Raw genomic sequence first — 26,319 nt, 5'->3', positions numbered from 1 at the left:
TGTAAGTTACGGTGGTGAATGGTTGTCATCAATAGACATCATAAGAAAGCAACTTATACGTCCATGTATTTCGCTGTTTATAGAAAGGAGAGGAATAGAGCTTTAAATCAGTAGTCGATGATACTGATTCAAGTTTCAGCTTATAAAATTGTATACATAAGTATATGAGGGCCAATCGGATGGATATGAAAGATTTCACCATATTCATAGAATCCTAAATGTTTATAGTAATTTGTAACTGTGATTCGTGCATTACACCAAAGCATATGTGCTTGGCGCTCTTGTAAGATCACTTTGGCTTGTTGGATTAATGAGCTACCAGCATGTTGCTTTCGGAAGTTGGTGAGTGTAGCCATGCCTCTTAAACGATAATGAAGTCTTCCAGATAGATAGGGAGAGGATTCTTTAGAAAAAGAGGCAATGCTAATCAATTTATCGTGTAGAAATGCGCCTAGATGAAAGGAGGATGATTCGTAATCAGAAGGATATTTACAATCTTCTATCGTTTGCTTTGGACGTAAAATTTTTTGCCGTAATTCATAAGTCTCGGATGCATCAATATGTTTCACAATTATCATAGGATTCTCCTTTCTTATAGTCCTTTTTCAATAAGTTGTAAAAAGAAATAGGCTGGGGCAATACAAAGCCCTATTATACTGCTTGCACCAAGAAGAAGTGAACATGTGAGACAAGTATATTTTATTCCAGTTGATTTTTTCCATCCGTAACTACAAATCTCAATACTAATGCCAATGAGAATAATGGCAACAAGTACTTCTGCTAATAATAAAAGAGCTAAAGTTGAAATAGACATCGTGTAATTCATCTCCGTATTATTGTTGGTAGTAATATTTTACCATTAAAAAATAAGAACTGTAAGAAAAAATAAAAATTGTGTAAGAAGAGTAAAAAGAACTTGGAATAAAAAAGTCCCCTTAAAAGAGAGAAGGGGACTTTTGCCTATTCGAGTATACTTTTTAGTGTATCAATATGCTCTTTAGAACCAGTAACAAGTAGTGTATCACCATGCTGTAGTTTCGTATCACCATGTGGTATTAATGCTTTCTTTCCACGATAAATTTGAATAATCAGCACATCTCCTAAGAATGGTAAACGACGAAGTGGTAAACCGTTATATTTATTACTGCGTAATTCAACTTCACGAACTGTTTCATTTGATGTTGTAATTAAATGAACGAGACTTGGTTTATCAATAAGTGCTCGTAGTAAAATTCGTGTCGAGTTAATCGTTGAGAATACGGCAATATGTTCTTGTGTCGCTTTTTCTTGGAGGAGCGGGTCTTCTACACTTGCAATGACATGTTCAACGCCTAATTCTTTTGCATGTTCTGCCAGCAATAAGTTTTGTTCGTCATCACTTGTTGCAACAACAACGCGATCAGCATCAAATGCTTTCTTTTCTTCTAATGATTCTATAGAGATTGTATCTAACTTTACAATTGGGAAGTCATGTGACTGAGATTCCTCTGTGTTTAGTTTATTTTGACGCATCATATAAAGGGTTACATCATAGCCTTCACGCTTCAAATCAAGCGATAGTGGCAATGTAATTCGACTTGCACCAATAATAGAAACTTTAGGTTTTGGCGTTTCCACTTTTGGGAACATCTTTTTAAATAATACAGGTGCAAAAATACATGTAATGACTGCACTTAAAATAAGCGCAGCAGACAGGCTTGGACTAATAATCTTCAATTTTTCACCAATTTGCGCTGCTGCGATAACTAATGACAGCGTAGATGTTAATAAAATCGCACTTCCTAATACAATGTTGCGTGGATACCATTTTCGCAAGAGAAGCGATGGTAACATTTTTGAAATAAAGAGACCAACAATTAAAATTGGAATCATTAACATACTAGAAGGTTCTTTAAAAATAGACCATACTTCTAGATTAACACCAACCATAACGAAGAAAATAGGGATGAAGAATCCATATCCGATAGAATCCAGTTTTTCGACCATTTCTTCATTTGGCGATAGTAAGGATACGAGAACCCCAGCTAAAAACGCTCCTAAAATATTTTCTGCACCGACAGATTCAGATAATCCAACTAATATTAAGATGAGTGCAAAAACAGCACGTGTGTCAATTTGTACACTACCCGCCTTTAAGCTTTCTAAGTATGGAATATTTTTAAAGCGTATTGCAACGAAATAAATGACAATGCCCGCTCCAAATAAAACGAGAAGGAGCCACATACTTTGGCCGCTTTCAGAGTTTAATCCAACGAATACAGCAAGCAAAATCATTGTGACTAAGTCAGCGATAACAGCGACTAATAAAATAATTTGGCCAATTGCTGTTTTACCTAAATTGTTTTCTTTTAAAGTTGGCACAACGACACCTAAGGAAATCGTTGAAATAATTAACGTCATAAAGAGTGCGCTATCTACAAATCCAAGCCATACGAACATGAGCGATAAGCCATAGGACAAAATGAAGATGAACAAGAAGATAGTACTTGCTACTTGGAACGTATTTGGTTCGTTTGTTTTATTCTTTTTTTCTTTTTGTTTAAAAATTGAAAAGTCAATTTCTAAACCGCTTAAAAACATTAAGAAAATAAATCCTAGTGTTGATAAGACCTCTAGCCACATATCTGGCTCGATAACGTTAAATCCACTTTTTCCTACAAAAATCCCTGCAATAATTTCTGCAACGACAACAGGAATTGCTTTTAATTTAAAGCGTTGCAGCAAAAGGGGAATGAAAAACGCGATTGCGACGACAATCATGAGTGATAGGACTGAAGAATGTTGTTCCATTGCGTTCTCTCCCTTCAAATAATATAGTACTTATTTAGCCATATTATAAGAAGAAAAGCAATGCGTATGAACTCGATTTCATAAAGAAAGAGTTTTCTTAACATTTGTCATAATAAGTATACTTTAGATGATTATGTTGTAATTTCCGTAATATGGATGAAAAGGGGGAGTGAAACTTTAACTAAGAGGGATGCGTTCTTTGCTAATTAACAGCCGGATTAGTGAGGGGAAATAGCGGAATAAAAAAGTCTGCTAGGATATTGTCCAGCAGACTTTTGAAAATTACATAGAGAAGAAAATCCAAACTGTACCAGCAACCGTTACTACAGCGATGAAAAAGCTGAATAACATTGCGATTGTTTGTGCGATACCTTCTCCTTCTTTCATGTGCATAAACATAACTAATTGTAATGCTGCTTGTGCCACTGCCATTGCAATGATGCTTGTTAAGACTGTTGAAAGTGGCAAACTAGTATATAACGCTACGTATAAAGCAAGGAACGTTAATGCAAGTGATAAAATAAATCCGAAAACGTGTGACCACGGAAACCCGCTATGAGCTTGATTGTTTTGTCCCATTATTACGCCACCATCCCGTTCAAGTAAACTAGTGTGTAAATGAAGATCCAAACAACATCAAGGAAATGCCAGTATAAGCTGATAATAAATACTTTACGAGCTGTAATTGGTGTTAATCCTCGTTTTAAAATTTGGATAATAACACAGATTGCCCAGATGATACCAGCTGTTACGTGAGCACCATGCGTTCCAAGAAGGACGAAGAATCCAGATAGGAATCCACTTGTTTGGATTGTTGCGCCTTCTGCAGCGTAAGTCATAAACTCTTCAATTTCAAAGAAAAGGAAGCCTGCACCTAAAAGTAATGTAAAGATAAACCATCCTAACATTGCATTTTTGTTGTGCCTACGCATCTCATGAATTGCGATACCACAAGTAAAACTACTTGTTAAAAGTAAGAGTGTTTGAATTAAAAGGGTTTTTAGTTCAAACAGCTGAGCCGGTGTAGGGCCATCTGCCGTACGACCAGCAAGTACTAGATAAGAGGCGAAAAGTGTTGCGAACAGCACGATCTCAGCCCCTAGGAAAATCCAGAACCCTAGAATGTTCAATCTACTTTGTTCCAATTGATATTCTAAAGGTAAGCTTTTATCTAAAGCCGCCATTTCGTTTCACCTCTCATGCAACATGTTCTGTCTTTTTAATTTCATCTACGCTAATGTAATATCCTTCGTCATAATCGAATGAGCGCCAGATCATACAAGCCACCATACCAATACCACCGACAATTGCTAACCAGAACCAGCTAAATACTAAAGCAAAACCTGCAAGACCGATAAAAGAAGACATAATGATTGGAACACCTGAATTGCTTGGCATGTGAATTGGTTTCAATTCTTCAGCCTTCGGTGTAATAGACTCACCATTTTTCTTCATTTCCCAAAATACATCGCTATGCTTAATTTCTGGTAATTTTGCAAAGTTGTAAGGTTGTACTGGAGATTGTGTTGCCCACTCAAGCGTACGACCATCCCAAGGGTCTCCAGTTACATCGCGTTCGCCATGGCGAATGCTGTAAATTACGTTGTAAGCTAATAGGATGAAGCCAATACCCATCATTACTGCACCGACAGATGCGATTTGGTTTAGCCATCCCCAGCCAAGATCAGCTGAGTACGTGTACATACGACGAGTCATACCATCTAAACCTAGGAAGTACATTGGGAAGAAACAGATATTAAATCCGATCATAAAGATCCAGAATGTCCATTTACCAATGCGCTCATTTAGCATGTGACCAGTCATTTTTGGATACCAGAATGTAAATCCGGCAAGCATTGCAAATACTGTACCTGCAATTAATACGTAATGGAAGTGAGCGATTAGGAAGTAGCTGTTATGGTATTGATAGTCAGCTGCTGCCATCGCAAGCATAACCCCTGTAACTCCACCGATTACGAAGTTTGGAATAAATGCCAATGACCAAAGCATTGGAACTGTAAAACGAATACGACCTTTATACAGTGTAAACAACCAGTTAAAGATTTTAACACCGGTTGGAATCGAAATCGCCATAGTCGAAATCGAGAAGAATGAGTTAACTGCTGGACCAGCACCCATTGTAAAGAAGTGGTGAAGCCATACAAGACCACTTAAGATTGCAATTGCAACCATTGAATATACCATTGCACTGTAACCGAATAAACGTTTACGAGCGAATGTACTTACAATCTCAGAGAAAATACCAAATGCTGGTAAAATAACGATATATACTTCAGGGTGACCCCATACCCAGAAAAGGTTAGCCCAAAGCATTGGCATACCGCCGCTCGCCATCGTAAAGAAGTGAGCATCGAATAGACGGTCAAATGTCATTAATGCAAGAGCAACTGTTAATACTGGGAAAGCAAATAGAATAATAACAGTTGTAACTAAAATAGACCATGTGAACATTGGCATTTGCATTAACTTCATGCCAGGTGCACGCATTTTTAAGATTGTAACAAGGAAGTTAACTGCTGTCATCAGCGTACCGAGACCTGAAATCTGTAATGCAATTGCGTAGTAGTTATTTCCTACGCCAGGAGAGAATTCTGTACCCGCCATTGGGAAGTACATTGTCCATCCAGCATCTGGAGAACCTCCGATAACAAAGGCGATGTTGAATAACATAGCACCGATAAAGAATAACCAAAAACTTAATGCATTCAAGAATGGAAATGCAACGTCACGAGCACCAATTTGTAATGGTACAACAACGTTCATTAATCCCATAACGAATGGCATTGCCATAAAGATAATCATAACTGTACCATGCGTTGTAAAGATACCGTTATAGTGTTCAGCGTTTAAATATGTTGTATCAGGGAATGTTAATTGTGCACGGATCATTAGACCATCCATACCACCGCGGAATAACATTAAAATTGCTGAGATAATATACATTATACCAATTTTCTTATGGTCAACAGTTGTTAACCATTCGTCCCAAAGCCATCTCCATTTTTTGTACTTTGTCAGTACGAAAAGGATTGCTAATGTCACAAGAACAATAGATGCGTCAGCTCCGTAAATAATCGGATCACCTGTGACAAAAAATTCATCAAGCTTCACTGTGTTCACTCCAATCTGTTGGAATAGTAGCTATTACTTTTTATTTTTGTAGTAGTTGTAATCACAATACTCAAGTGATTTTGGATCTACATAGTCTAAGTGATGACTAGAGAAAGTCATACGACCTACTACACCAGGTTTAACAATTTCGTTATATTTTTCTTCTGTTAATTTAGGAGCAGTTTGTTGTACTTCTTTAACCCATTTGTCATACTTTTCTTTTGTTTTTGATTCAAGTTCAAACTCCATGTGAGTGAATCCTTCACCTGAGAAGTTTGCACTACGACCAGTGTAAGAACCTGGTTTATCTGCTTGTAAATATAAATCCATAATCATGCCATCCATTGTGTATTTCATACCACCAAGTTCTGGAATCCAGAAGGCGTTCATTGGACCAACGGATGTTAATTTGAATTGAATTGGTACACCAGCTGGAATGTTTAAGTAGTTAACGGTTTCAATTTTTTCCTCTGGATAACTGAATAACCATTTCCAGTTTGCTGATGTAACATAAATTTCAACTGGTTTCATATGTTTAGATTGCTCTGGTGCTTTTTCCGATGCATAAGTAGCTTTTACCGTTGGAATTGCTAAAGCAATAACGATAATAACTGGGAAAAGCGTCCAAATAATTTCTAACATTGTGTTACCGTGTTGATCAGGTGGCTCATAGTCCATATTTTCTGGTTTTTCACGATAACGAATCAAGATGACTGTAAACAAGATGAATACAATTGCAATAATTAACAACATAAGCACGAATGACCAAACAATTAAATCATACTGTGCTTTTGCAACAGGTCCTTGCGGGTTTAATACTGCGAGTTTCTTATCGCAGCCACCGAGGAACAAGAGTAATGATAGCGGAAGAAGTGAAGCCAACTTCCAAAACGCTTTCTTTAGTTGCACGATTGAAAATCTCCTTTCTCCTTGGATTGAAACTATGCCAATAAAACAATATAAACCTATTAATTTATAGAAGGCAATAGTTTTCATCATATTGTTAAAAAATAGACACAAATACACACTTTTTAAGGTGAATATCATTTGTAACTTGATAACATTGTAAACTATTTTTTTAACAAAAAGGTGATTGTAGAAATTTTAAGATAAATAAAGTTATACCAAGATATCCAGTAAATAGAAAAAAACTATCTTATCATAAAGAAAGATAGTTGAATGTTTTATATATTTAGTTTATTTCCTGTGTAATATTTGGTTGCTGATGAAATGTGACAAATTTTTTATATTTTATTTGATATAAAATGTAACAAATGATCATAAACGGGATTCCGCAGTAAAGAGCAATGCGTTGATCTGGTATAAAAGCTAAGCTAATAAATGTAATAAAATTTAACGAGAAAGCAACAATTGGAACGAGTGGATAAAGAGGTGTACGGTATTTTAAATCGTTTATATTTCCACCGTTCTTTAGAAATTCTCTTCGAAAGAAAAATTGTGAAGCGGCAATTGACATCCAAACGACGACCGCTGCCATTGCGGCAATTGATGTGAGAACTAAGAAGACTGTATCTGCGGCAAATACGCTCGTTAATAAAGAAAGACTTGCAAAAATAAGACTGAAAATTAAAGCATTAAGAGGTACCCCTTTTTTCGTTAATTTTGTAAATACTGGGTTTGCCATACCTTGCTGTGCCATTGCCCAGAGCATACGTGAATTTGCATATAGTCCTGAATTTGCTACAGATAAGACAGCAGTGATAATAACAAAATTCATTATGTCAGCTGCATATGGAATTCCGACTGTGTCAAAAACAAGTACGAATGGACTTTCAACGAGATTAGCTTCTTGCCATGGAAGTAAGCCTACTACAACAGCAATGGCCAATACAAAGAAAAATAAAGTACGCCAAATGGTGTTTTTTATCGCTTTTGGAATTGTTTTTTCAGGTTGTTCACTTTCACCAGAAGCGATACCGATTAACTCTGTTCCTTGGAATGAGAAGTTAACAGTAATCATTGTAAATAAAACAGCTAAGACACCATTGGGGAACAAACCGCCGTTTTCAGTAAAATTATGTAGCATTGGTGCGGGCTTCCCATTGAAATCTAGAAATCCAAATATCACAGCACCTCCAAGTACAATGAAGATGACGATTGTAGCAACTTTGACGCTAGCAAACCAAAATTCTGCTTCTGCATATGCCTTCGCTGATAAAGCGTTTACAATAAATAGTAATGCAGCAAATGTAATGCACCAAATCCATGAAGAAACGTCCGGAAACCACCGTTTCATTAAAATACTAACAGTTGTAAGTTCTACACCAACTGTGACAGCCCAGTTTAGCCAATACATCCAACCGACAACAAATCCAAATCCTGGTGAAATAAATTTGCTAGCATAACTTTGAAAGGAACCGGCTTCTGGCATCGCAACAGATAGTTCACCAAGACAGAGCATTGTTAAATACATAACGAAGCCCCCAACTAAGAAGGCAAGAATTGCTCCACCAGGTCCAGCATTGTGCACAATTTGTCCAGACCCCATAAATAGTCCAGTACCAATAACACCACCTAGAGCAATCATAAATAAATGTCTGCTCTTCATTGTCCGCTTTAAACCGCTTTGGTTTGTAGTTGTTTGATTCATACTTTTTCACCCCGTATTTGCATTGTTTGTTTTGTTTACCTATTAGGATTTAATTGCTAGATTAATCATTGATGGGGGATGAGAAACAATGACTAATTACCTTCTGTCCTATGCGGATATAAAATCACTATTTACCGCAGGAGCATTTCTAATTCTAACAAAATATTCTGAAAATGTATATTTATTTTTTCTTTTTATTGCAAAGAATTAGAATTTTTGAAAGATAAAATCGAATAATGATTTACATTTTCTTTCTAGTAAACTAGTAAGAAGAAAGGTACAATGGTGAGAGTGATGTGAAAATAATTAATGTGGTAATGGGGCTTGATTGATAATGAAAAAACTGAAATATTTATTCATATTAGGTATAATCGTGGTTGTTGTAGGTCTATTTGGAAAAGATAAGATTGTGCAAAAAGCTCAAGAATTACGATTGAATTATTTAACTGAAATGAAAGAAAACGCTATAATTGAAAATGTTCCATTTATACAGCAACTTCCTGAATTACCAAGAGGGTGTGAAGTAACAAGTTTAGCAATGCTACTTCAATATAAAGGAGTTGAAGTGGATAAAATGAAGCTTGCGAGTGAAATTTATCGCGTCCCGTTTGAAGAAAACGGTTTGCATGGTAACCCGTATGAAGGCTTTGTAGGAAATATTTATACAAAATCTGAGCCGGGATATGGTGTATATCACCAACCGATTTTTAAACTCGCAGAAAAATATGTTCCTGAAAAAGTAATTAATTTAACTGGAAGAGATATAGGAGATGTATATAAGGCAATTAGTTCAGGTTCACCTGTATGGGTCATTGCGAATACAAGATTTCAACCGTTAGATGATGGACTTTTTGAAACATGGAATACAAGTGCAGGAAAAATAAAGATCACGTATTATGAACATAGTGTAGTAGTTGTTGGATATGACCAACATTTTGTATATGTAAATGATCCGCTTGCAAACAATCCGCGTAAAGGAGTGCCGCGCGCTCAATTTGAAAAAGCATGGGAACAAATGGGGAAACAAGCAATTACTATTTTATAAAAATAAGCAGTCATCTAAAAAAGATGACTGCTTATTTTTATCTTGCTATTTTTGGATAGCAAGATGTGGATAGAGTTGAGAATGTGAACAATTAGTTAATTATTCTGAATATTATTTATTTAACTTGCGATTGGAGCTATAATAACATTTAACTTGGTGAAGAAAGGGAGAGTGAAATGGATATTGTAAATGAACAGCTTCTATTAAAAAATCAATTGATTGAATGGAGAAGATATTTTCATAAATATCCGGAATTGTCTTTCCAAGAAGAGAAAACATCACAATTTGTATTTGAATTGCTTCAAAAAAATCCACATTTAGAAGTATCTAGACCGACAAAGTATAGCGTCATGGCAAAGTTAATTGGGAAGAAACCTGGCAAAACGATTGCGATTCGTGCTGATATGGATGCTCTGCCTATTCAAGAAGAAAATGAATTTGAATTTATCTCCAAGAACCCTGGCGTTATGCATGCTTGTGGGCATGATGGTCATATCGCTATCTTACTTGGTACAGTATATACCCTTGTTGAAAAACGTGAACAAATTCGAGGGGAAATTCGTTTTTTATTCCAACATGCTGAAGAAAATTTCCCAGGTGGCGCTGAGGAGATGGTAGCAGCTGGTGTAATGGAAAGCGTTGATTATATTATTGGTGCACATTTGTGGGCATCGCTAGAAGTTGGGAAAGTTGGTATCACTTATGGTCCTGCGATGGCAGCCCCTGATGTATTTAAAATTTCAATTGAAGGAAAAGGAGGGCATGCTGGAATTCCGCATGAAACAGTTGATAGCATTGCGATTGGTACACAAGTTGTAGCACAAATTCAACAGATTGTATCACGTCTTACAGACCCGTTAGATTCTCTCGTTATATCTGTTACGCAATTTCATGCGGGTACAACACACAATGTTCTTCCGAAGCAAGCAGAGATTGAGGGAACTGTTAGAAGTTTAAGACATGAGCTACGAGAAGAGACAGCCCAAAAGATTGAAAGAATTGTTAAGCATGTGACAGAAATGTATAAGGCAAATTATACATTCTCATATGAATATGGATATCGCCCTGTTGTGAATGATGAGAAAGTAACAGCGTATGTTGAAGAAGCAGCGCTACAGCTTTATGGAAGAGAGCGAGTTGTACGTTTGAAGCCGACGATGGCAGGTGAAGATTTTTCAGCTTTTCTGCAAAAGGCCCCAGGTACGTTTTTCTTTATTGGTGCAGGGAATAAAGAAAAAGGAATTGTATATCCACATCATCATCCGCGCTTTACAATTGATGAGGATGCATTACCAATTGGAGTTGAGGTTTTTGTTAGAACTGTTTTGAATTTGATGCGCAAAGGAGAATAAAATGAAGAAAATTCGTATGCTGGCAATGATTCCAGTTCTTTGTTTAATTATTGGACCGATATTTACAAATTCAGTTACTCCATATGTACTAGGTATGCCATTTTTATTATTTTGGATTTTATTATCTGTGTTCATTACCTCCTTTTGTATGTGGATTGTATATTGGCTAGATCCTGCTAACAAGGAGGAGATGAAATGATAGCACTTATTATCATTGTTGTATTTCTATGTTTGGCATTATTTTTAGGAGTTCGTGCAAGAAGTGGAAAAGACATGAATTTGGAACAATGGTCGGTTGGGGGAAGGGGATTTGGAACAGTCTTTGTCTTTCTTCTTATGGCAGGAGAAATATATACGACGTTTACTTTTCTGGGAGGAAGTGGATGGGCATATAGCAAAGGTGCACCTACATTTTATATTTTAGGATACAGTGCATTAGCATATATTTTATCTTACTTTCTCTTACCTCCAGTTTGGAAGTATGCCAAAGAGCATAGATTGATTTCGCAACCAGATTTCTTTACCAAAAAATATAATAGTAAAGCGTTAGGGATTATTGTATCGATCATCGGTGTCATTTCAATTATTCCATATCTTGTACTGCAGTTAAAAGGGTTGGGGATTATTGTTTCTGAAGCTTCTTATGGAAAAGTATCACCAGTTCTTGCTGTTTGGATTGGCGGAATAACAATTACAATATATGTGATGATTTCTGGTATACATGGTTCCGCTTGGACAGCTGCATTAAAAGATATGATGATCCTATTTATCGTTATGGTTTTAGGTATTTATTTACCCTATCATTATTACGGAGGGTTTCAGCCGATGTTTGAAGCGGTAGAAGCTGCAAAACCAGGATTTTTATCTTTACCTGAACAAGGAATGAGTGTCTCATGGTTTGTTTCTACTATTATATTAACAGCGCTAGGGTTTTATATGTGGCCCCATACATTTGCTGCCGCTTTTTCAGCAAAGAGTGAAAAGGTATTTCGAAAAAACGCCACTATTATGCCATTATACTCTTTCGTATTACTCTTTGTATTTTTTGCAGGATTTGCGGCTATCTTACAAGTACCTAGATTACAGGGGGCAGATGCAGACTTGTCTTTATTCCGCCTTGCTATTCAAACATTTGATCCGTGGTTTATTGGGATCATTGGAAGTGCTGGAGTACTAACTGCATTAGTTCCGGGATCTATGCTTCTTATGGCTGCATCTACTTTGTTAGCAAAAAATATTTATCAAGTGCTCGCGCCATCCGTATCAGATCAGCAAGTGGCACGAGTAGCCAAGCTATTTGTGCCTATTGTGACGATTGTATCTGTTTTCTTTACCTTCAAAGGAGGAGAAACAATTGGAGCTCTGCTTTTAATGGGATACAGCATTGTGACGCAACTTTTTCCGGCGCTTGTATGCAGTTTATTTCCGCGTCAATTTGTAACAAAACAAGGTGCTATCTCTGGAATGATAGTTGGATTATTCATGGTGGCTTATATTACATTATCTGGATCGACTCTCTCTACTATATTTCCAATTTTTCCGCAATATATGAAAGATTTAAATGTAGGGATTGTTGCATTAGGAATCAACATCATTGTTATGTTAGCAGTGAGTATCATGACTAGAAAAATTGAAGTACAGCATACTTCTACTATGTTAGATCGATAAAGTGAAACTTAAATCATTTTCTACAAATTATGAGCCGCCACCAATCGGGCTATTACACCTCTAAAATAGCGGGATAAAAAAATGTTATCTTTCCTTAGGGAGATAGCATTTTTTTATTGTATATATTTACCCTATACGGAGAAATATAACTGTAACGCTTAGGAGGAAAGATGATGAATTTAGAAGCAAGCTTATCAGCAATTACAAATTCTATTCGAGAAACACTGCAGTCACCTAATGATTTAACGGTACGAGAGTTTGCGCTTTCTGGTTCATCTACTCGGTGCGCTGTGGTGTTTCTTTGTGGGATTACGGATAAAGATTTAATTTATCGATTTGTGATTCATCCATTACAACATGAAGAGATTCCGCCTAAAGGTCCAATCATGCAAACTTTAGTCGATCGATTTATTTCTATAGGTGAAATAAATACAGTTAAAACATTTCCGGATCTTGTGAATTCTGTTTTGGTGGGGGATACGGTTGTTTTAATTGATGGAATTCCGCATGCGTTAGTCATTAATTGTCGAGCATGGGAAAAGCGAGGTTTAGAACCGCCGATTACAGAGGATGTTATTCGAGGTCCTAAAGTAGGGTTTGTTGAAGATATTGCTACTAATAAAATGTTAATTAGACGCGAGTTGCGTGATCCGAAGCTTCGATTTCAATCTTATATTATGGGGCAACGTTCTCAAAAAGAAGTTACATTAATTTATATTGAAGATATTATCAATCCTTATATTGTAAAAGAGTTGAATCGGCGTTTACAGTCCATTAAAACAGATATGATTTTAGATTCTGGAAAAATCGAACAATTACTAGAAGAGAACACCTTGTCTCCTTTTCCGCAATTTTTAAATACAGAGAGACCAGATCGGGCGATTGCTGCTTTAGCAAAAGGAAAAGCAATTATTTTAGTAGATGGTTCACCGTTTGCAATTCTTGCACCTATGGTTATTGTGGATATTTTTCAATCACCTGAAGATTATTATGAACGCTGGATTATGGCAACTTTATTAAGAGGATTGCGAATGCTAGCTGGACTTATGGCTGTATTATTTCCAGCAGTATATATTGCGCTTGTTTCTTATCATCAAGGTCTCATTCCATCTAATTTGGCGTATTCAATTGCTGGAGCAAGGGAAGGTGTCCCGTTTCCCGCTTATATTGAAACGATTATTATGACATTAACAATGGAATTAATTAGAGAAGCTGGGCTTCGGTTGCCTAAACAAATTGGACAAACTGTTGGAATTGTAGGAGGACTTGTTATTGGAGAAGCGGCAGTAAACGCTGGAATTGTAAATCCCTTTATGGTTATTGTAACCGCGATTACGGCGATTGCTACTTTTTCATTGCCTGTTTACAGTATCACAATTACATTTCGCTTTTTGTTATTTGCGTTTATTTTAGCTGCGACTATATTTGGACTATACGGGATTATTTTAGCGTTAATTGCATTAGCAATTCATATTACGAATTTAAAAAGTGTTGGAATTCCGTATTCTACACCATTAGCACCTACTTTTTATAAAGATTGGAAAGCAGAAGTAGCAAGATTACCAAAAGCGATGTTACAGACGAGACCAGACTATTTGCAAACAAAAGATCAAATACGCTCAAAGGAGAGAAAATAAATTGAAACCGTTCGAGTACGGAGATGAGGAGATCGGATCTCGAGAACTAACATTTGCTGTATCTTCGGTCATTATAGGGACAGGGGCACTTTCGATGCCCCGCGTAATTGCAGAGCAGACACTGTTTTCAGATGGTTGGATTATATTACTTATTGGCGGAGTGATTTGTGCATTTTTTGCCTGGTGTATTGCGAAAATAGCAAATACATTTACGGAACAAACGTTTTTTCAATATACTAGCATATACTTATCAAAGCCGATAGCTTACCTTGTTACAAGTGTTATGGTGCTAACATTTGCTAGTATTACTGCATATCAAGCAAGAGCCATTTCCGTTATTTCACAAACGTATTTATTTAGTAAAACACCGATTGAACTTTTATCATTTTTTTACTTACTTGTTGTTGTTTATGGAGTAAGTGGTTCTAGAGTAGCGTTACTTCGTTTAAATATGCTATTTTTACCAATCGTTGTATGCGCTATATTTTCTCTGTCGTTATTAAATATTAATTTAATGGAGCCGGATAATGTATTGCCGCTTTTTCAAACAAAATGGAACCAATATATTGTTGGTATGAAGGAATCGATCTTTACATTCATTGGATTTGAAATTGTCTTATTTTATTCTTCAATTGTGAAACAAAAAGATAAAGCGCCTCTTGCTGCTGCAAAAGGAGTGATGATTACCAATTTATTATATATTCTTATTTATCTTACTTGTATTATGGTGTTTTCCTATTCTACCACGAAAAGTCTTGCGTATCCTGTCATTGAGTTAGGAAAGGAGATTGAAATTGGTGGGGGATTTTTAGAACGATTCGATGCCATTTTTTTTACGACGTGGATTATTACCATTTTTAATACAACAGCCATGTATTATGATATCGCAGTAATAGGGTTTTGTTCGATGTTTCCTGCTATTAAAAAGAAAACATTTATTTTTATAAGTGCGCCGATTATATATCTTTTGAATATGCTTCCTGAAAATGTGACGAAGTTAACGCAATATAGTACATATTTAGCTTGGATTGATATGGCATGTATTATCATTGTTCCTATACTTGTTTTTAGCATTTATAAAATAAAGGGGGGCGGAAAGAGTGAGCCGTCTTCATAAATACATGTGTTGCGTTATGTTAGTGATCTGTATGAGTGGGTGCTCAGAGCGAAAAGAAATTGAAGAGAGAGGATTTGTTGTAGGGGCAGCATTTGATGTTGTGAAAGAAGAAAGTGAAGAGAAGAAACCACCTCGTATGAAAGGAACGTATCAATTAGTTTTACCAAGTGCGTTAGCACAACAGGGGAAACAAGGTGCAGATGGGGCTCAGTATATGAATATCAATGTAACTGCGGATAGTCTTTTTACACAAATTCGGGAAGCATCCAAGAAAATAAGTCGTTCTTTGTTTTTTCCTCATATTAAAGTTGTTATTTTTTCTAAAGATTTATTAAAGCGACAAAACTTTTTAGAACAAACATTAGATATCTTTTTTCGTGCCCATGAAATGAGGCGGAATATTAAAATTTTTGTTTCGAAAAATCAAGCTGGAAAAATTTTTGAACAAAATGCGAAACCAGAAAATTTTCCGGCAAAATATATTGATTTACTAGCGGATCATGCAGATGTGAATTCATTTATGTTAGAGGCAGTTCGTATCGGAGAGGTTCAAGAAATGTTAACTTCTAAAAGAAGCTTTGTACTTCCAGTTTTAGAGTTAACAAAGCAAGGTGTAAAGATGGAAGGAGCTGCTATTTTTAAGGGGGAGAATAATAAACTGGTCGGTCTTTTAAGTGGAAAAGATACACAAGGATTAAATTATATAATAGGAAAGAAAGTGGGTGGATTTTTAACCATTCGAAAAAAAGAAAAGGTATTTACGTATGAAATTCATAAAATAAGACGGAAAATCCGTGCTTCCTTTACAGATCCTCGTCATCCAAAGTTTATAATTGATATGTATCCTAAAGGTGTGCTTGGAGAAGTATATTTAGGAGAGGATGCAAAAGCATGGAGTGAGAAGCGAATAAATTCATACATTACAAAAGAGATGGAACGTATAGTGGGGAGAACAATAAAAAAAGTACAAAAAGAGTATAAAACGGATGTACTTGGATTAGGGGATTATTATAAACGGCATAATTATAAAAAGTGGAAAAAAGTAGAGAAGAATTGGGATTATGGGGAGAACTACTTTATGAAGACTGATATAGCAGTTCGTGTTCATCCGGTAGTAGAGCATTCCGGTTCATTAGTACCAAAAGGTGGTCAGTAATATGAAAATGCTTTCTACTTTAGCAATTATTAGTATGATTTTGATGGCTATTATTCCATACACAGTGTATTTTTTAAATAAGAAAATAAAAAAATACACTGTGCAACCATGGGAAGATGTAAATGAAGAGGAAAATAGGAAACCAGTAGATTAGATTTCCTTTTGTTTTTGGGATCGTAAAATTTAAAATCTAGCAACGGAAGTAAGGGATTATAATCATTTATATAGAAGTATAAGGCGTGAAAATGAACCATCAGTAGAGAAGAGAAGTCTCACTACTGATGGAAGGTTTTATACAAGCCCTAGCCAATGTACCAATTGCGTAGAGAGGAATGTAACAACAATGGCGATTACGGTAGGGATTGCAAACGATAAGAATGTCCATTTTGGACTTTTTGTTTCTTTATATATGTTAACCAATGTTGTTCCACATGGGAAATGCAGAAGAGAAAACAACATTGTGTTTAACGCAGTTAACCAAGTCCAGCCGTGCTCTAAGAATAAGTTTTTAATTTGATTAAAATCTTCTATTTCTGTTAAGGCACCAGTTGATAAATAAGACATTAATAAAATTGGAATAACAATCTCATTAGCTGGTAAGCCGAGAATAAATGCAGCGAGAATAAATCCATCAAGCCCGAGCAATTTAGCGAATGGGTCTAAGAAATTAACGAAATACATAAGTAGGCTTGTGTCGCCGATATAAATATTTGCTAAAACCCAAGTTAAGATAGCGGCAGGTGCAGCTACAACTACGGCACGTTTTAAAACATAAATTGATTTATCAAGTGTTGCACGTACAATTGTATTCCAAATTTTTGGTTTACGATACGGTGGTAATTCCAATGTATAATGAGTTGGAACACCTTTTAATGCAGTTTTTGATAGAGCCCAAGAAACTGTTAAAGTAACGATAATTCCGATGACTACCATGCCGACTACAACGCCTGCTGTAACAAGTGTTTGCATGCTACTTGTATAACCGGCAGCCATAAATAATGATGCCATTAAAATTAAAGTAGGCCATCGTCCATTACATGGAACGAAGTTGTTTGTTAAAATTGCTAACATACGCTCACGTGGTGATTCGATAATGCGTGTTGACATAATAGCGGCAGCATTACAACCGAAGCCCATTGCCATCGTTAAAGATTGCTTTCCGTGTGCACCAGTACGTTTAAATAAACGATCCATGTTAAATGCTACACGAGGTAAGTACCCATAGTTTTCTAATAAAGCAAACATTGGGAAGAAGATAGCCATAGGTGGTAACATAACGCTAATAACAGCCCCTGTACCCCGGAATAAGCCAAGTATTAAAATACCATGTAACCATTCAGGTGCATGCATTGCTTGGAACAAAGCAGTTAAATGTCCCTCTGCCCAACCGAAAAATTCAGCAATCATATCTGACGGTACATTCGCTCCTGCAATGGTAAGGTAAAAAATAATAGATAAAATACCAAGCATAATTGGAAATCCCCAGATTGGAGAAGTGAAAATCTTATCTAGTTTTTCTGAACGATACAATCTATCGGTATTTGTGTATTGTACTGCATCTTTACAAATACTTTTTGATGTACGATAAATATCACCAACAATGTCATCGCGTATATCTTCTTTAGTAAGCGTTTGTGCATGCTGAATAATATAATCTAATGGAAGAGCCTTACTGGCTGAGTGAGATTCCATTGATTACGACCTCCCTTACAAGCGGTTCTTTATGATGTTTTTGAAGTGTAGTTAAGAAATTTTTATCCCCATCTAGTATTCGCAGTGCAACCCAACGAGCTGGGTATGTATCACCGAATACTTTGTAAATTTGCGGCTCTAATTCTTGAATCATCTTTTCAATATGCTCATTATAAGTAATTTGAACTGGTGTAGGGATTGTTTTTTTACTAGCCACTTTAGAAATTACATTTAGTAAATGTCCAATTCCAGTACGGTTGCGAGCTGAGATTTTGACTACAGGAACGCCAAGTGACTTTGCTAATTTCTGTTCATCAATGACGATTCCTTTTTTTTCTGCTTCATCTATTAAGTTAATGCAGACGATTACATCGTTTGTCATTTCCATCACTTGTAATGCTAAATTTAAATTTCTTTCCATTGCAGTTGCATCTACAACAACTACAGTTACCTCTGGTTTTTCAAAAATAATATAATCTCGTGCTACTTCCTCATCTGCAGAGTTTGAATAAAGTGAATATGTTCCAGGTAAATCGATTACCGTATATACCTTTCCGTTATGCTCATATTCTCCTTCTGCCTTTAATACAGTTTTTCCCGTCCAGTTTCCGGTATGTTGTTTTAATCCTGTTAATGTGTTGAATAATGTACTTTTCCCAGTATTCGGGTTTCCTGCTAACGCAATGCGATGGTTGTTCATTTTGAATCATCTCCTATTAATATTCCAAAAATAAGGGAGCTTTCTTCGCTACGCAATGCAATTGTTGTGTTGCTCACTTGATATGCAACGGGATCTCCGAGTGGACTTTTTTGCAATACTTTAATGGTAGCCCCGGGAATAAATCCTAAATCTAATAAACGTCTCTTCATAGTTCCTTCTAATTGTATTCTCTCGATTTGTACAAACTCCCCTGTTCTAAATGAAGAAAGGGGTTTGGTATTAGCCGACACCATAAAAGTTCCCTCTTCTCTATATTTTTAGTTATAGTTTAAAAAGTTTCTTAAGGTAAACTTTTTGTTATTAATATACTAGACTACATTCGGTAATGCTGTCAATTAATACTTTAAAAATATTCAAAAATTTTTAGAATTGTTCCAATTTATTTTTTGTGATAAAAAATATGACTAGAATTTATGTTGGATATATGCATAGTTCAAACAAATATGTTCAGACAAGAATAGTTTGTAAATTTAATTTTAATAAAGTTGGTTAAAAGGAGAGTTTTATTTACTTCATATTTACATTATTAAAGTTAAATTTACAATGAATGTAATTTTTTGTGGATTCTTTTGGCTTTTCTTGATGGGAATAGTTGAGAAATATAAGTTTTTAATACCTTTATCTCTATTTACTTAAAATTAAAAATTGCTTAACACTAACACAATAATATTGTCCTACAATGAATTTGTGTTCGAAAGAAGTCGATGAATAAGAAAAGTGATAATTCAAATGGGGGTACAAGATATGGTCATGAAAAAGGGAATTACATTTTCATTAGCAGCATTAGTTGTTGCAGGTGCATTAGTTGGTTGCGGAAAGTCAGAAAGCACAAATACGAATGAGACTGCTAAAGGTAGCAATGATGCAAAACAAGAAGAGATATCTGGTACGATTGCAGCAGCTGGATCTACAGCTCTTCAACCGCTTGCAGAAGAAGCGGGTAAAAAGTTTATGGAAAAGAATCCTAAAGTTTCTGTTCAAGTTCAAGGTGGCGGTAGTGGAACGGGGATTAACCAAGTAGCCTCTGGTGCGGTACAAATTGGTAACTCTGATGTCCCGGCGGCAGATAAAATAAAAGATCCAGAAAAAGCAAAAGAATTAGTTGATAATAAAGTTGCAGGTATCGCATTTGCACTTGTTGTTAATAAAGATGTGAAAGTTGATAACTTAACTGTACAACAAGTACAAGATATCTTTAGTGGAAAGGTTACAAACTGGAAAGAGCTAGGCGGTAAAGATGAGAAAATCAATGTAATCAATCGTCCGGCATCTTCTGGTACACGTGCTACATTTGAGAAAACGATTATGAAAGATGTAAAGATTAATGACGGGACAGGAACAACGCAAGATTCTAACGGTGCGGTAGAACAAGCAATTAACTCTACGCCAGGTTCTATTAGTTACCTTGCGATGTCCTACATGGTAGGCGATAAAAAAGGGGCATTACAAACTGTAAAAATTGATGGTGCAGAACCAAAGGTTGAAGAGATTTCTGCTGGTAAATATCCATTCTGGTCTTATGAATACATGGTGACTAAAGGAGAAGCGAAAGAAGCAACAAAGGCTTACATTGATTATGTAAAAGGTAAAGATTTTGAAAAACAAGTTGAAGATATGGGATACATCCCGATGTCTAAGCTAGATAAGTAACACATACAAGGAGGCTGGCTGCGAGGCCAGTCTTGTTCATTTCAAACTATGAAGTGGGGTTATGTCTTGTGATGAAGGGAAAAAAGCAGATTAATTATGTGAAAAGCGAGTACATTGGAAGAACACTCGTTACGTTTTGTGGTCTATTTATTGTTCTTATTACATTATCGATTATTGCATTTATTTGTGGAAAGGGAATTCAATCTTTTACACAAAGTGGTATTTCCTTTTCTGAAATGTTAACTTCAACAAAATGGAATCCGAATGTTGAGCCAGGTTCTTTTGGTGCAGTTATTTTTATTGTCGGTTCCACGCTTGTTTCAATTGGTGCGGTTATGATTAGTACACCAATCGCGATTGCTCTTGCAATATTTATGAATTTAATATCGCCTAAGTTTGGGAACAAAGTGTTGAAACCAGTTTTGGAATTATTAGTTGGTATCCCGTCCGTTGTATACGGTTTATTAGGGGTTACGATTTTAATTCCATTGTTAAGAGATTCTTTTGGTGGTGTTGGCTTTAGTTTAATTGCAGGTATTGTTGTACTTAGTATCATGATTTTACCTACTATTGCTAGTATTGCTTCTGATGCAATACGTGCGGTTCCATTTGATTATTTAGAAGCCTCGTATGGTTTAGGATCGACAAAATGGCAAGCGATTAGCCGTGTCATTGTTCCTGCTGCTAAGAAAGGTATTTTAACAGGGATTGTTTTAGGATTAGCACGTGCTTTTGGTGAAGCGCTGGCAGTTCAAATGGTAATTGGGAATACGGTGAAGTTGCCAGAAGGAATATATAGCCCAACGGCAACGTTGACTGGTATTCTCACAATGGACATGACAAATACGTTAAACGGAACGGCTTGGAATAATGCTTTATGGACCTTAGCGATGATATTGCTTGCTATTTCATTCCTATTTATTTTAGTTATTCGAGCAATTGGCCAAAGAGGTGAACGATAACGATGAATGCAAGAAAGGTAAATAATATTTGGACGGGTATTTTATATACAGTTGCAGCATTTGTGGTAGTTTTATTGGTTTTCTTAGTATATGAGATTTTACAAAAGGGCTGGGGATTTTGGGATCCAGGTTTCTTGTTTGGAGAACCGAGTAATACGAGGGCTGGGGGAGGGATTGGTCCACAATTATTCAACTCTTTCTATATGCTTATTATTACGCTTGTTATCTCTATTCCACTTGGATTGGGAGCTGGGATTTATCTTGCAGAATATGCAAAGCAAGGACGCTTTTTAAGTTTTGTTCGTCTATGCATTGAAACGATGGCATCATTGCCTTCTATTGTTGTTGGCTTATTTGGTTTATTAGTGCTTGTTACAATGACAGGTTGGGGCTATACAGTAATAGGTGGTGCACTTGCTTTAACCATTCTAAACTTACCAGGATTAACGCGAGTTTGTGAAAATGCAATTACAGAAGTCCCTGCAAATGTAAAAGAAGCAAGTCTTGGACTTGGTGCAACAAAGTGGCAAACGATTGTGCGAATTATTCTTCCATCGTCATTACCGCAAATTATTACAGGGATTATTTTAGCGGCAGGTCGTATATTTGGTGAAGCAGCGGCATTAATTTATACAGCGGGATTAACATCACCAATTTTAAATTCTGCAGTTGATTTTTCTAGTCCTGCACATCCGCTAAATCCATTTCGACCAGCTGAAACATTGGCAGTTCATATTTGGAAATTAAATTCTGAAGGGATTATCCCAGACGCGAAGCTGATTGCAACAAAATCAGCAGCAGTACTCATTGTTATGGTATTACTGTTTAATATTATTGCTCGTTTTACTGCAACTGTACTTCATAAACATTTTACGGGAACGAAAAAGTCTCGTAAAACATCGAAAGTAAAAGCTGCTTAATATGTGTATGTTTACGAAAGAAAAAACGTTATCTCTAGTTTGTGAGATAACGTTTTTTTGTTAGGCGTTTGGAGTATCGATAGTCGTATTTGATTTTCTGCGTGAGCGACGCTTTTTACCGAATTTATCTAATAGCTCATACATAACAGGTACAACAACGAGTGTAAGTACAGTGGAAACAGCTAACCCCCCAATTACAACAACGGCTAAACTTTTAGAGACCATACTTCCTGCTTGCGATTGGCCAAATAATAAAGGTAACATTGCGACGATTGTTGTAATGGCTGTCATAATAATTGGACGTAATCTTGTAGAACCTGCTTCTAGTAAAGCGTCACGAGTTGTCATGCCATGCTCTTTATTTTGTTGAACACGTTCGATTAATACGATAGCATTTGTGACGACGATCCCGATTAACATTAATGCACCGATAAGTGAATTGAGATCAACCGGCGTTCCGGAAATGATTAATCCTAAAATACCGCCAATAGCAGCGAGTGGTAAAGAGAAAAGGATTGCAAATGGAGCGCGTGCTTGCCCAAATGTAATAACCATAATTAAATAGACAACTCCGATGGCAATGCCCATGATTTGAAATAAATCTGTAAAGTTTTCTTGCATGGATTCAGTTGCTCCAGCAACGGCAACTTTTGCACCGGTTGGTAAATCTAATTTAGCGATTGCTGCATTTACTTCAGCGCTTACTTTACTTAAATCATCGTTAGCAGCAACGGCATTAATTTGGATTGTTTCTTTTCCGTCTTTATGGAAAATTTCAGTTTGTAATTGTTTTTCTGATATTGTTGCAATATCTTTTAAAGGAATTGCTCCTGTTATCGGTGATAAGATGTTTGTATTAAGGATATCTTCTTTATTATTTATCTTTTCATTTTTATGTTCTAACGTAATAGTTGTTTTTTCATCATCGATCGTGAGCTGTCCGATCGGTGATTTTTTCATAAGGAGTGAAACTTGTTCTCCAACTATTTCTGGTGTTAATCCAACTTGTTCTACTTTGTTTTGATCGATTTTAATTTGCCATTCTTTCTTTGATTCTTCTAAGTTTGTTTTCACTTTAGAAAGTCCATTTAAACTTTTTAATTTTGTTTCAACGATATCAGCAGCTTGCTTTAAACTTGTTTCATTGTTTGCAGTTACGTTGAATTGCAAGTTATTTCCACCGCCAAAATTAGAATAACTTGTTTTTGTATAATCGAATTCAGCTGGTTTGAAATCTGTCTGTTCTTTTTTTAGTTGTTTAATATATTGGTCAATATCTGTTCCTTTTTTAAAGGTTATAAATATAGATGCAAGATTATTTTTAGTAGTTTGCCCCCACTGTGCATCTTCAGCACTTGACCCTATTCGTAAAAAAGTATCTTGTACATCGCGATTAGAAAGTAATTTTTTTTCGAAGTCAAAAGCTTTTTGTTTTTTAGATTCCTCATCATAACTCGTTGGAAATGTCATGTTAATTGAGAGCATCGTATCGTCTTCTGATTTTATATTTGCTTTTGGCAGTATGATATAAGCAGCAATGGAAGCTACAAATAATAAGAAAGACGAGAATAAAATAATAAATTTATGTGAAAGTGCCCATTTTAAAGTAGCCGTATACTTTCTTGAAGGTCTCGATGTGCGCTGTCTTGTTTTTCTAAGTAATAAAAACGCCATAAGTGGAACAACTGTAAGTGCAACAACGAGAGACGAAAGAATAGAATATACAACTGCTAATACCATAGGAAGCATCAATTTGCCGATTGCGCCTGATACAAGGCCGATAGGTAAAAAGACAGCCACTGTAGTTAATGTTGAAGCAGTAATTGCAATAGCAACCTCTTTTGTCGCATCTACAATAATGTCTTTTGAAAAATGCTCTTTTTGTAAGCGGCGGAAAATATTCTCAATAACAACGATACTATCGTCGACGAGACGTCCAACAGCGACTGCTAATCCTCCAAGAGTTAAAATGTTTAACGTAACATGAGATTGATCGAGTAAAAATAGTGTTAACAAAATAGATAACGGGATACTAACAACAGCGATAAGCGTTGTTCGCACGCTACGCAAGAAGATTAAAATAATGAATGTCGCAGCGATCGCTCCTAAAATGACCTCTTTCCCCATACTCGTAACAGCATTTTCGATTTGTTCGTGAGTAGAGGATAGTAATTTAATTGTGTAAGTATCTTTATATTCTTTACTAATGTTTTTAAGTTTTTTATCAATTTCTTTGCCGATTTCAACGGCATTTTTACCTGGTTCTTTCATAATAACGAGGGCGGTTCCATCCTCGCCATTTACATGTGAAATAGCATCATAATGTTGTTTTAATTCTATTTGAGCTATATCTTGTAATTTCAATTGAGGTGTAAGTGATATGTTTTTCACGTCATCTACATTTTTTACATTTCCAATGACGCGAAGGCTGTGGTCTTCGTTGTTGACAGTTACTTGACCAACTGGAGTAGAAGTTTCTTTTCCTTGTAAAGCAGTTAATACTTGTTGAGATGTTACATTTTTATTTTTCATTTCATTTATGTCTAATATAATAGATAGTTCGGATGTTGATTTACCGTAATACATGACGTTAGCAACGCCATCGATATTTTCGAATTGCGGGATAATTTCTTTTTCAACCTGCTTTTCGTCAGCTTGTGTAAAACCATTTTGTTTTTGAATAGTAATTTGTGCAAGCGGAATCATAGAAGTATTTAGTTGGCTGACGACAGGTTTTGTAATTTCTTTTGGGAAATTTACGTTGTTTGTAATCTTTTCGACAGCACGCGTCGCATCTTTCATGTCTGCTTTAGACGTGTATGCAATGTCGATGCGTGATAACCCCTCATGAGTAGAAGATGTAATTGTATCAACATGTTCTAAGTTTCGAAATTGTTTTTCGAGTGGTTCGGTTACTTCTTTTGTCATTGTTTCCGCATCTAATCCTTTAGACATTGTAGTGACAGTGACTGCAGGATTGTCGGCGCTAGGCAGAAACTCCATCGGTAATTTTGAGCCGGAATAAATGCCGAGTACAGAAACGAGAAAAATCATGATGATGATGGCGGCTCGATTTTTTAACGAAAATTTTGTTAACCTATCCATAATTAAATTCCTCCGTCTTTCGTTCATTTGTTTTAACATGACACTTTCTTATCATATAACAAAATTTGGATATTTTTCATTAAAAAAATGTAAAAATATTCTAAAGTTTTTCTTTCGTGTAAGAGTATCTTTTAGTTTGAGAAGAAGCGGTTAGCTTGTGACATTGAAGAATGTTTTATTTGGACAAATGATGTTATATGATTGGAACTGTAAGAGGGGGAAAGGGTATGTATTGTGTATGCATGAATGCTACAGAAAAAAGAAGGATAAGAAATAGGGAATTTAACTGATTCATTTTTATCCCGTCATTTTAGAGCAGTAAGATTTAGAGAGTTGGAAGTAAGGAAATCTGTAACGGCCTGATTGATGAAGTCTTGTAATCAGTTGGAATGAAGGGAAAACTCGCTAAGTAAAGTTTTACTTTATTTCATTAGCAGAGATGGTTTTAATGAATAAGAAAAAATGTATTGGTTTATGGATAAAATAATATTTATATTTTTTTATAAAAGGACTTGCTATTTAAAAAACAGTCTGGTATATTAATAAACGTCGCTGATGCGAAACAGCAGAAAGCGCAGAAAGAAATTTAAAAACATGTTGACATCGAAAAATGAAGCTGTTAACATAAGAGAGTCGCTTCGGCGGCTGATGAGTTCTTTGAAAACTGAACGAAACAAACAACGTGAAACGTCAATTTTTATTTATGATGCTAGACAAACTTTATTGGAGAGTTTGATCCTGGCTCAGGATGAACGCTGGCG

At 35.9% G+C, this 26,319-nt stretch carries 23 protein-coding genes; 11 read left to right on the top strand and 12 right to left on the bottom strand.

Features of this window, described 5'->3' with window-relative positions; genetic code table 11:
- Positions 1-140 precede the first annotated feature (140 nt).
- The 8 genes from MR058_RS16165 to MR058_RS16130 form a co-directional block, all read right to left on the bottom strand.
- Positions 141-578, bottom strand: a complete 438-nt coding sequence (locus MR058_RS16165; protein WP_011983689.1) for a GNAT family N-acetyltransferase — start codon at positions 576-578, stop codon at positions 141-143.
- Positions 579-592: 14 nt separating this feature from the next.
- Entirely contained in the window at positions 593-814 is a 222-nt protein-coding gene (locus MR058_RS16160) for a DUF4022 family protein (protein ID WP_011983690.1), read from the bottom strand.
- A gap of 146 nt (positions 815-960) precedes the next feature.
- Positions 961-2,790: a monovalent cation:proton antiporter family protein gene (locus tag MR058_RS16155; RefSeq protein WP_242144969.1), complete on the bottom strand. Its 1,830-nt coding sequence runs from the start codon at positions 2,788-2,790 to the stop codon at positions 961-963.
- A gap of 282 nt (positions 2,791-3,072) precedes the next feature.
- Positions 3,073-3,369 carry a cytochrome aa3 quinol oxidase subunit IV gene (gene qoxD / locus MR058_RS16150; RefSeq protein ID WP_011983692.1) on the bottom strand — a complete coding sequence of 99 codons (297 nt, stop codon included), beginning with the start codon at positions 3,367-3,369 and terminating at the stop codon, positions 3,073-3,075.
- Positions 3,370-3,371: 2 nt separating this feature from the next.
- Positions 3,372-3,974 carry a cytochrome aa3 quinol oxidase subunit III gene (qoxC, locus tag MR058_RS16145; RefSeq protein ID WP_011983693.1) on the bottom strand — a complete coding sequence of 201 codons (603 nt, stop codon included), beginning with the start codon at positions 3,972-3,974 and terminating at the stop codon, positions 3,372-3,374.
- 13 nt (positions 3,975-3,987) lie between these two features.
- Entirely contained in the window at positions 3,988-5,922 is a 1,935-nt protein-coding gene (qoxB, locus tag MR058_RS16140) for a cytochrome aa3 quinol oxidase subunit I (RefSeq protein WP_011983694.1), read from the bottom strand.
- A gap of 33 nt (positions 5,923-5,955) precedes the next feature.
- A complete protein-coding gene (qoxA, locus tag MR058_RS16135; protein WP_011983695.1) occupies positions 5,956-6,831 on the bottom strand; it encodes a cytochrome aa3 quinol oxidase subunit II in 876 nt (291 codons plus the stop codon).
- Positions 6,832-7,114: 283 nt separating this feature from the next.
- Positions 7,115-8,533, bottom strand: coding sequence for an amino acid permease (locus tag MR058_RS16130; RefSeq protein ID WP_011983696.1), 1,419 nt, complete (start codon positions 8,531-8,533; stop codon positions 7,115-7,117).
- A gap of 334 nt (positions 8,534-8,867) precedes the next feature.
- Between MR058_RS16130 and MR058_RS16125 the strand changes: the two genes are divergently transcribed.
- From MR058_RS16125 to MR058_RS16090, 8 genes are all read left to right on the top strand, one after another.
- The gene (locus MR058_RS16125; RefSeq protein ID WP_011983697.1) at positions 8,868-9,578 is read left to right on the top strand and encodes a C39 family peptidase; all 711 of its coding nucleotides are present in this window, start codon (positions 8,868-8,870) and stop codon (positions 9,576-9,578) included.
- 176 nt (positions 9,579-9,754) lie between these two features.
- Complete coding sequence (locus MR058_RS16120; protein ID WP_011983698.1) at positions 9,755-10,930, top strand: M20 family metallopeptidase; 1,176 nt, start codon at positions 9,755-9,757, stop codon at positions 10,928-10,930.
- Between the two features lies 1 nt (position 10,931).
- The gene (locus tag MR058_RS16115) at positions 10,932-11,129 is read left to right on the top strand and encodes a DUF3311 domain-containing protein (protein WP_011983699.1); all 198 of its coding nucleotides are present in this window, start codon (positions 10,932-10,934) and stop codon (positions 11,127-11,129) included.
- Positions 11,126-12,598, top strand: a complete 1,473-nt coding sequence (locus MR058_RS16110; RefSeq protein WP_011983700.1) for a sodium:solute symporter family protein — start codon at positions 11,126-11,128, stop codon at positions 12,596-12,598. Before MR058_RS16115 ends, MR058_RS16110 begins: the two co-directional genes overlap by 4 nt.
- Positions 12,599-12,768: 170 nt before the next feature.
- The gene (locus tag MR058_RS16105) at positions 12,769-14,235 is read left to right on the top strand and encodes a spore germination protein (protein ID WP_011983701.1); all 1,467 of its coding nucleotides are present in this window, start codon (positions 12,769-12,771) and stop codon (positions 14,233-14,235) included.
- A gap of 1 nt (position 14,236) precedes the next feature.
- Positions 14,237-15,352, top strand: coding sequence for a GerAB/ArcD/ProY family transporter (locus MR058_RS16100; RefSeq protein ID WP_048723218.1), 1,116 nt, complete (start codon positions 14,237-14,239; stop codon positions 15,350-15,352).
- Positions 15,336-16,508 carry a Ger(x)C family spore germination protein gene (locus MR058_RS16095; RefSeq protein WP_373367232.1) on the top strand — a complete coding sequence of 391 codons (1,173 nt, stop codon included), beginning with the start codon at positions 15,336-15,338 and terminating at the stop codon, positions 16,506-16,508. The genes MR058_RS16100 and MR058_RS16095 overlap by 17 nt, the downstream gene beginning before the upstream one ends.
- Before the next feature lies 1 nt (position 16,509).
- A complete protein-coding gene (locus tag MR058_RS16090; protein WP_095206561.1) occupies positions 16,510-16,662 on the top strand; it encodes a hypothetical protein in 153 nt (50 codons plus the stop codon).
- A gap of 137 nt (positions 16,663-16,799) precedes the next feature.
- Here MR058_RS16090 and MR058_RS16085 read toward each other — a convergent pair whose 3' ends face one another.
- Genes MR058_RS16085 through MR058_RS16075 form a run of 3 tightly spaced genes read right to left on the bottom strand, consistent with a single transcriptional unit; the run spans position 16,800 to position 19,154 of the window.
- A complete protein-coding gene (locus tag MR058_RS16085; RefSeq protein ID WP_048723216.1) occupies positions 16,800-18,200 on the bottom strand; it encodes a nucleoside recognition domain-containing protein in 1,401 nt (466 codons plus the stop codon).
- The gene (locus tag MR058_RS16080; protein WP_011983705.1) at positions 18,178-18,900 is read right to left on the bottom strand and encodes a FeoB small GTPase domain-containing protein; all 723 of its coding nucleotides are present in this window, start codon (positions 18,898-18,900) and stop codon (positions 18,178-18,180) included. Before MR058_RS16080 ends, MR058_RS16085 begins: the two co-directional genes overlap by 23 nt.
- Positions 18,897-19,154, bottom strand: a complete 258-nt coding sequence (locus MR058_RS16075; RefSeq protein WP_011983706.1) for a FeoA family protein — start codon at positions 19,152-19,154, stop codon at positions 18,897-18,899. The genes MR058_RS16080 and MR058_RS16075 overlap by 4 nt, the downstream gene beginning before the upstream one ends.
- Positions 19,155-19,665: 511 nt before the next feature.
- Between MR058_RS16075 and MR058_RS16070 the strand changes: the two genes are divergently transcribed.
- From MR058_RS16070 to pstA, 3 genes are all read left to right on the top strand, one after another.
- Complete coding sequence (locus tag MR058_RS16070; protein ID WP_041809450.1) at positions 19,666-20,571, top strand: phosphate ABC transporter substrate-binding protein PstS family protein; 906 nt, start codon at positions 19,666-19,668, stop codon at positions 20,569-20,571.
- Positions 20,572-20,642: 71 nt separating this feature from the next.
- On the top strand, positions 20,643-21,533 hold the full coding sequence (pstC, locus tag MR058_RS16065) for a phosphate ABC transporter permease subunit PstC (protein WP_011983708.1): 891 nt from the start codon (positions 20,643-20,645) through the stop codon (positions 21,531-21,533).
- 2 nt (positions 21,534-21,535) lie between these two features.
- Positions 21,536-22,453: a phosphate ABC transporter permease PstA gene (pstA, locus tag MR058_RS16060; protein ID WP_011983709.1), complete on the top strand. Its 918-nt coding sequence runs from the start codon at positions 21,536-21,538 to the stop codon at positions 22,451-22,453.
- 60 nt (positions 22,454-22,513) lie between these two features.
- Here pstA and MR058_RS16055 read toward each other — a convergent pair whose 3' ends face one another.
- The gene (locus MR058_RS16055) at positions 22,514-25,558 is read right to left on the bottom strand and encodes an efflux RND transporter permease subunit (RefSeq protein ID WP_242144967.1); all 3,045 of its coding nucleotides are present in this window, start codon (positions 25,556-25,558) and stop codon (positions 22,514-22,516) included.
- Between the last annotated feature and the right edge of the window lie 761 nt (positions 25,559-26,319).

The organism is Bacillus cereus group sp. BfR-BA-01430, from assembly GCF_022663115.1.
Lineage (GTDB): Bacteria > Bacillota > Bacilli > Bacillales > Bacillaceae_G > Bacillus_A > Bacillus_A cereus_BD.
This window is presented reverse-complemented; position numbering and strand designations above follow the sequence as displayed.

Excerpts from the sequence above, each read along its gene's own strand:
- MR058_RS16165 (WP_011983689.1), bottom strand. The coding sequence starts at position 578 with ATGATAATTGTGAAACATATTGATGCATCCGAGACTTATGAATTACGG.
- MR058_RS16160 (WP_011983690.1), bottom strand. The coding sequence starts at position 814 with ATGTCTATTTCAACTTTAGCTCTTTTATTATTAGCAGAAGTACTTGTT.
- MR058_RS16155 (WP_242144969.1), bottom strand. The coding sequence starts at position 2,790 with ATGGAACAACATTCTTCAGTCCTATCACTCATGATTGTCGTCGCAATC.
- qoxD (WP_011983692.1), bottom strand. The coding sequence starts at position 3,369 with ATGGGACAAAACAATCAAGCTCATAGCGGGTTTCCGTGGTCACACGTT.
- qoxC (WP_011983693.1), bottom strand. The coding sequence starts at position 3,974 with ATGGCGGCTTTAGATAAAAGCTTACCTTTAGAATATCAATTGGAACAA.
- MR058_RS16130 (WP_011983696.1), bottom strand. The coding sequence starts at position 8,533 with ATGAATCAAACAACTACAAACCAAAGCGGTTTAAAGCGGACAATGAAG.
- MR058_RS16125 (WP_011983697.1), top strand. The coding sequence starts at position 8,868 with ATGAAAAAACTGAAATATTTATTCATATTAGGTATAATCGTGGTTGTT.
- MR058_RS16120 (WP_011983698.1), top strand. The coding sequence starts at position 9,755 with ATGGATATTGTAAATGAACAGCTTCTATTAAAAAATCAATTGATTGAA.
- MR058_RS16115 (WP_011983699.1), top strand. The coding sequence starts at position 10,932 with ATGAAGAAAATTCGTATGCTGGCAATGATTCCAGTTCTTTGTTTAATT.
- MR058_RS16110 (WP_011983700.1), top strand. The coding sequence starts at position 11,126 with ATGATAGCACTTATTATCATTGTTGTATTTCTATGTTTGGCATTATTT.
- MR058_RS16105 (WP_011983701.1), top strand. The coding sequence starts at position 12,769 with ATGATGAATTTAGAAGCAAGCTTATCAGCAATTACAAATTCTATTCGA.
- MR058_RS16090 (WP_095206561.1), top strand. The coding sequence starts at position 16,510 with ATGAAAATGCTTTCTACTTTAGCAATTATTAGTATGATTTTGATGGCT.
- MR058_RS16085 (WP_048723216.1), bottom strand. The coding sequence starts at position 18,200 with ATGGAATCTCACTCAGCCAGTAAGGCTCTTCCATTAGATTATATTATT.
- MR058_RS16080 (WP_011983705.1), bottom strand. The coding sequence starts at position 18,900 with ATGAACAACCATCGCATTGCGTTAGCAGGAAACCCGAATACTGGGAAA.
- MR058_RS16075 (WP_011983706.1), bottom strand. The coding sequence starts at position 19,154 with ATGGTGTCGGCTAATACCAAACCCCTTTCTTCATTTAGAACAGGGGAG.
- MR058_RS16070 (WP_041809450.1), top strand. The coding sequence starts at position 19,666 with ATGGTCATGAAAAAGGGAATTACATTTTCATTAGCAGCATTAGTTGTT.
- pstC (WP_011983708.1), top strand. The coding sequence starts at position 20,643 with ATGAAGGGAAAAAAGCAGATTAATTATGTGAAAAGCGAGTACATTGGA.
- pstA (WP_011983709.1), top strand. The coding sequence starts at position 21,536 with ATGAATGCAAGAAAGGTAAATAATATTTGGACGGGTATTTTATATACA.
- MR058_RS16055 (WP_242144967.1), bottom strand. The coding sequence starts at position 25,558 with ATGGATAGGTTAACAAAATTTTCGTTAAAAAATCGAGCCGCCATCATC.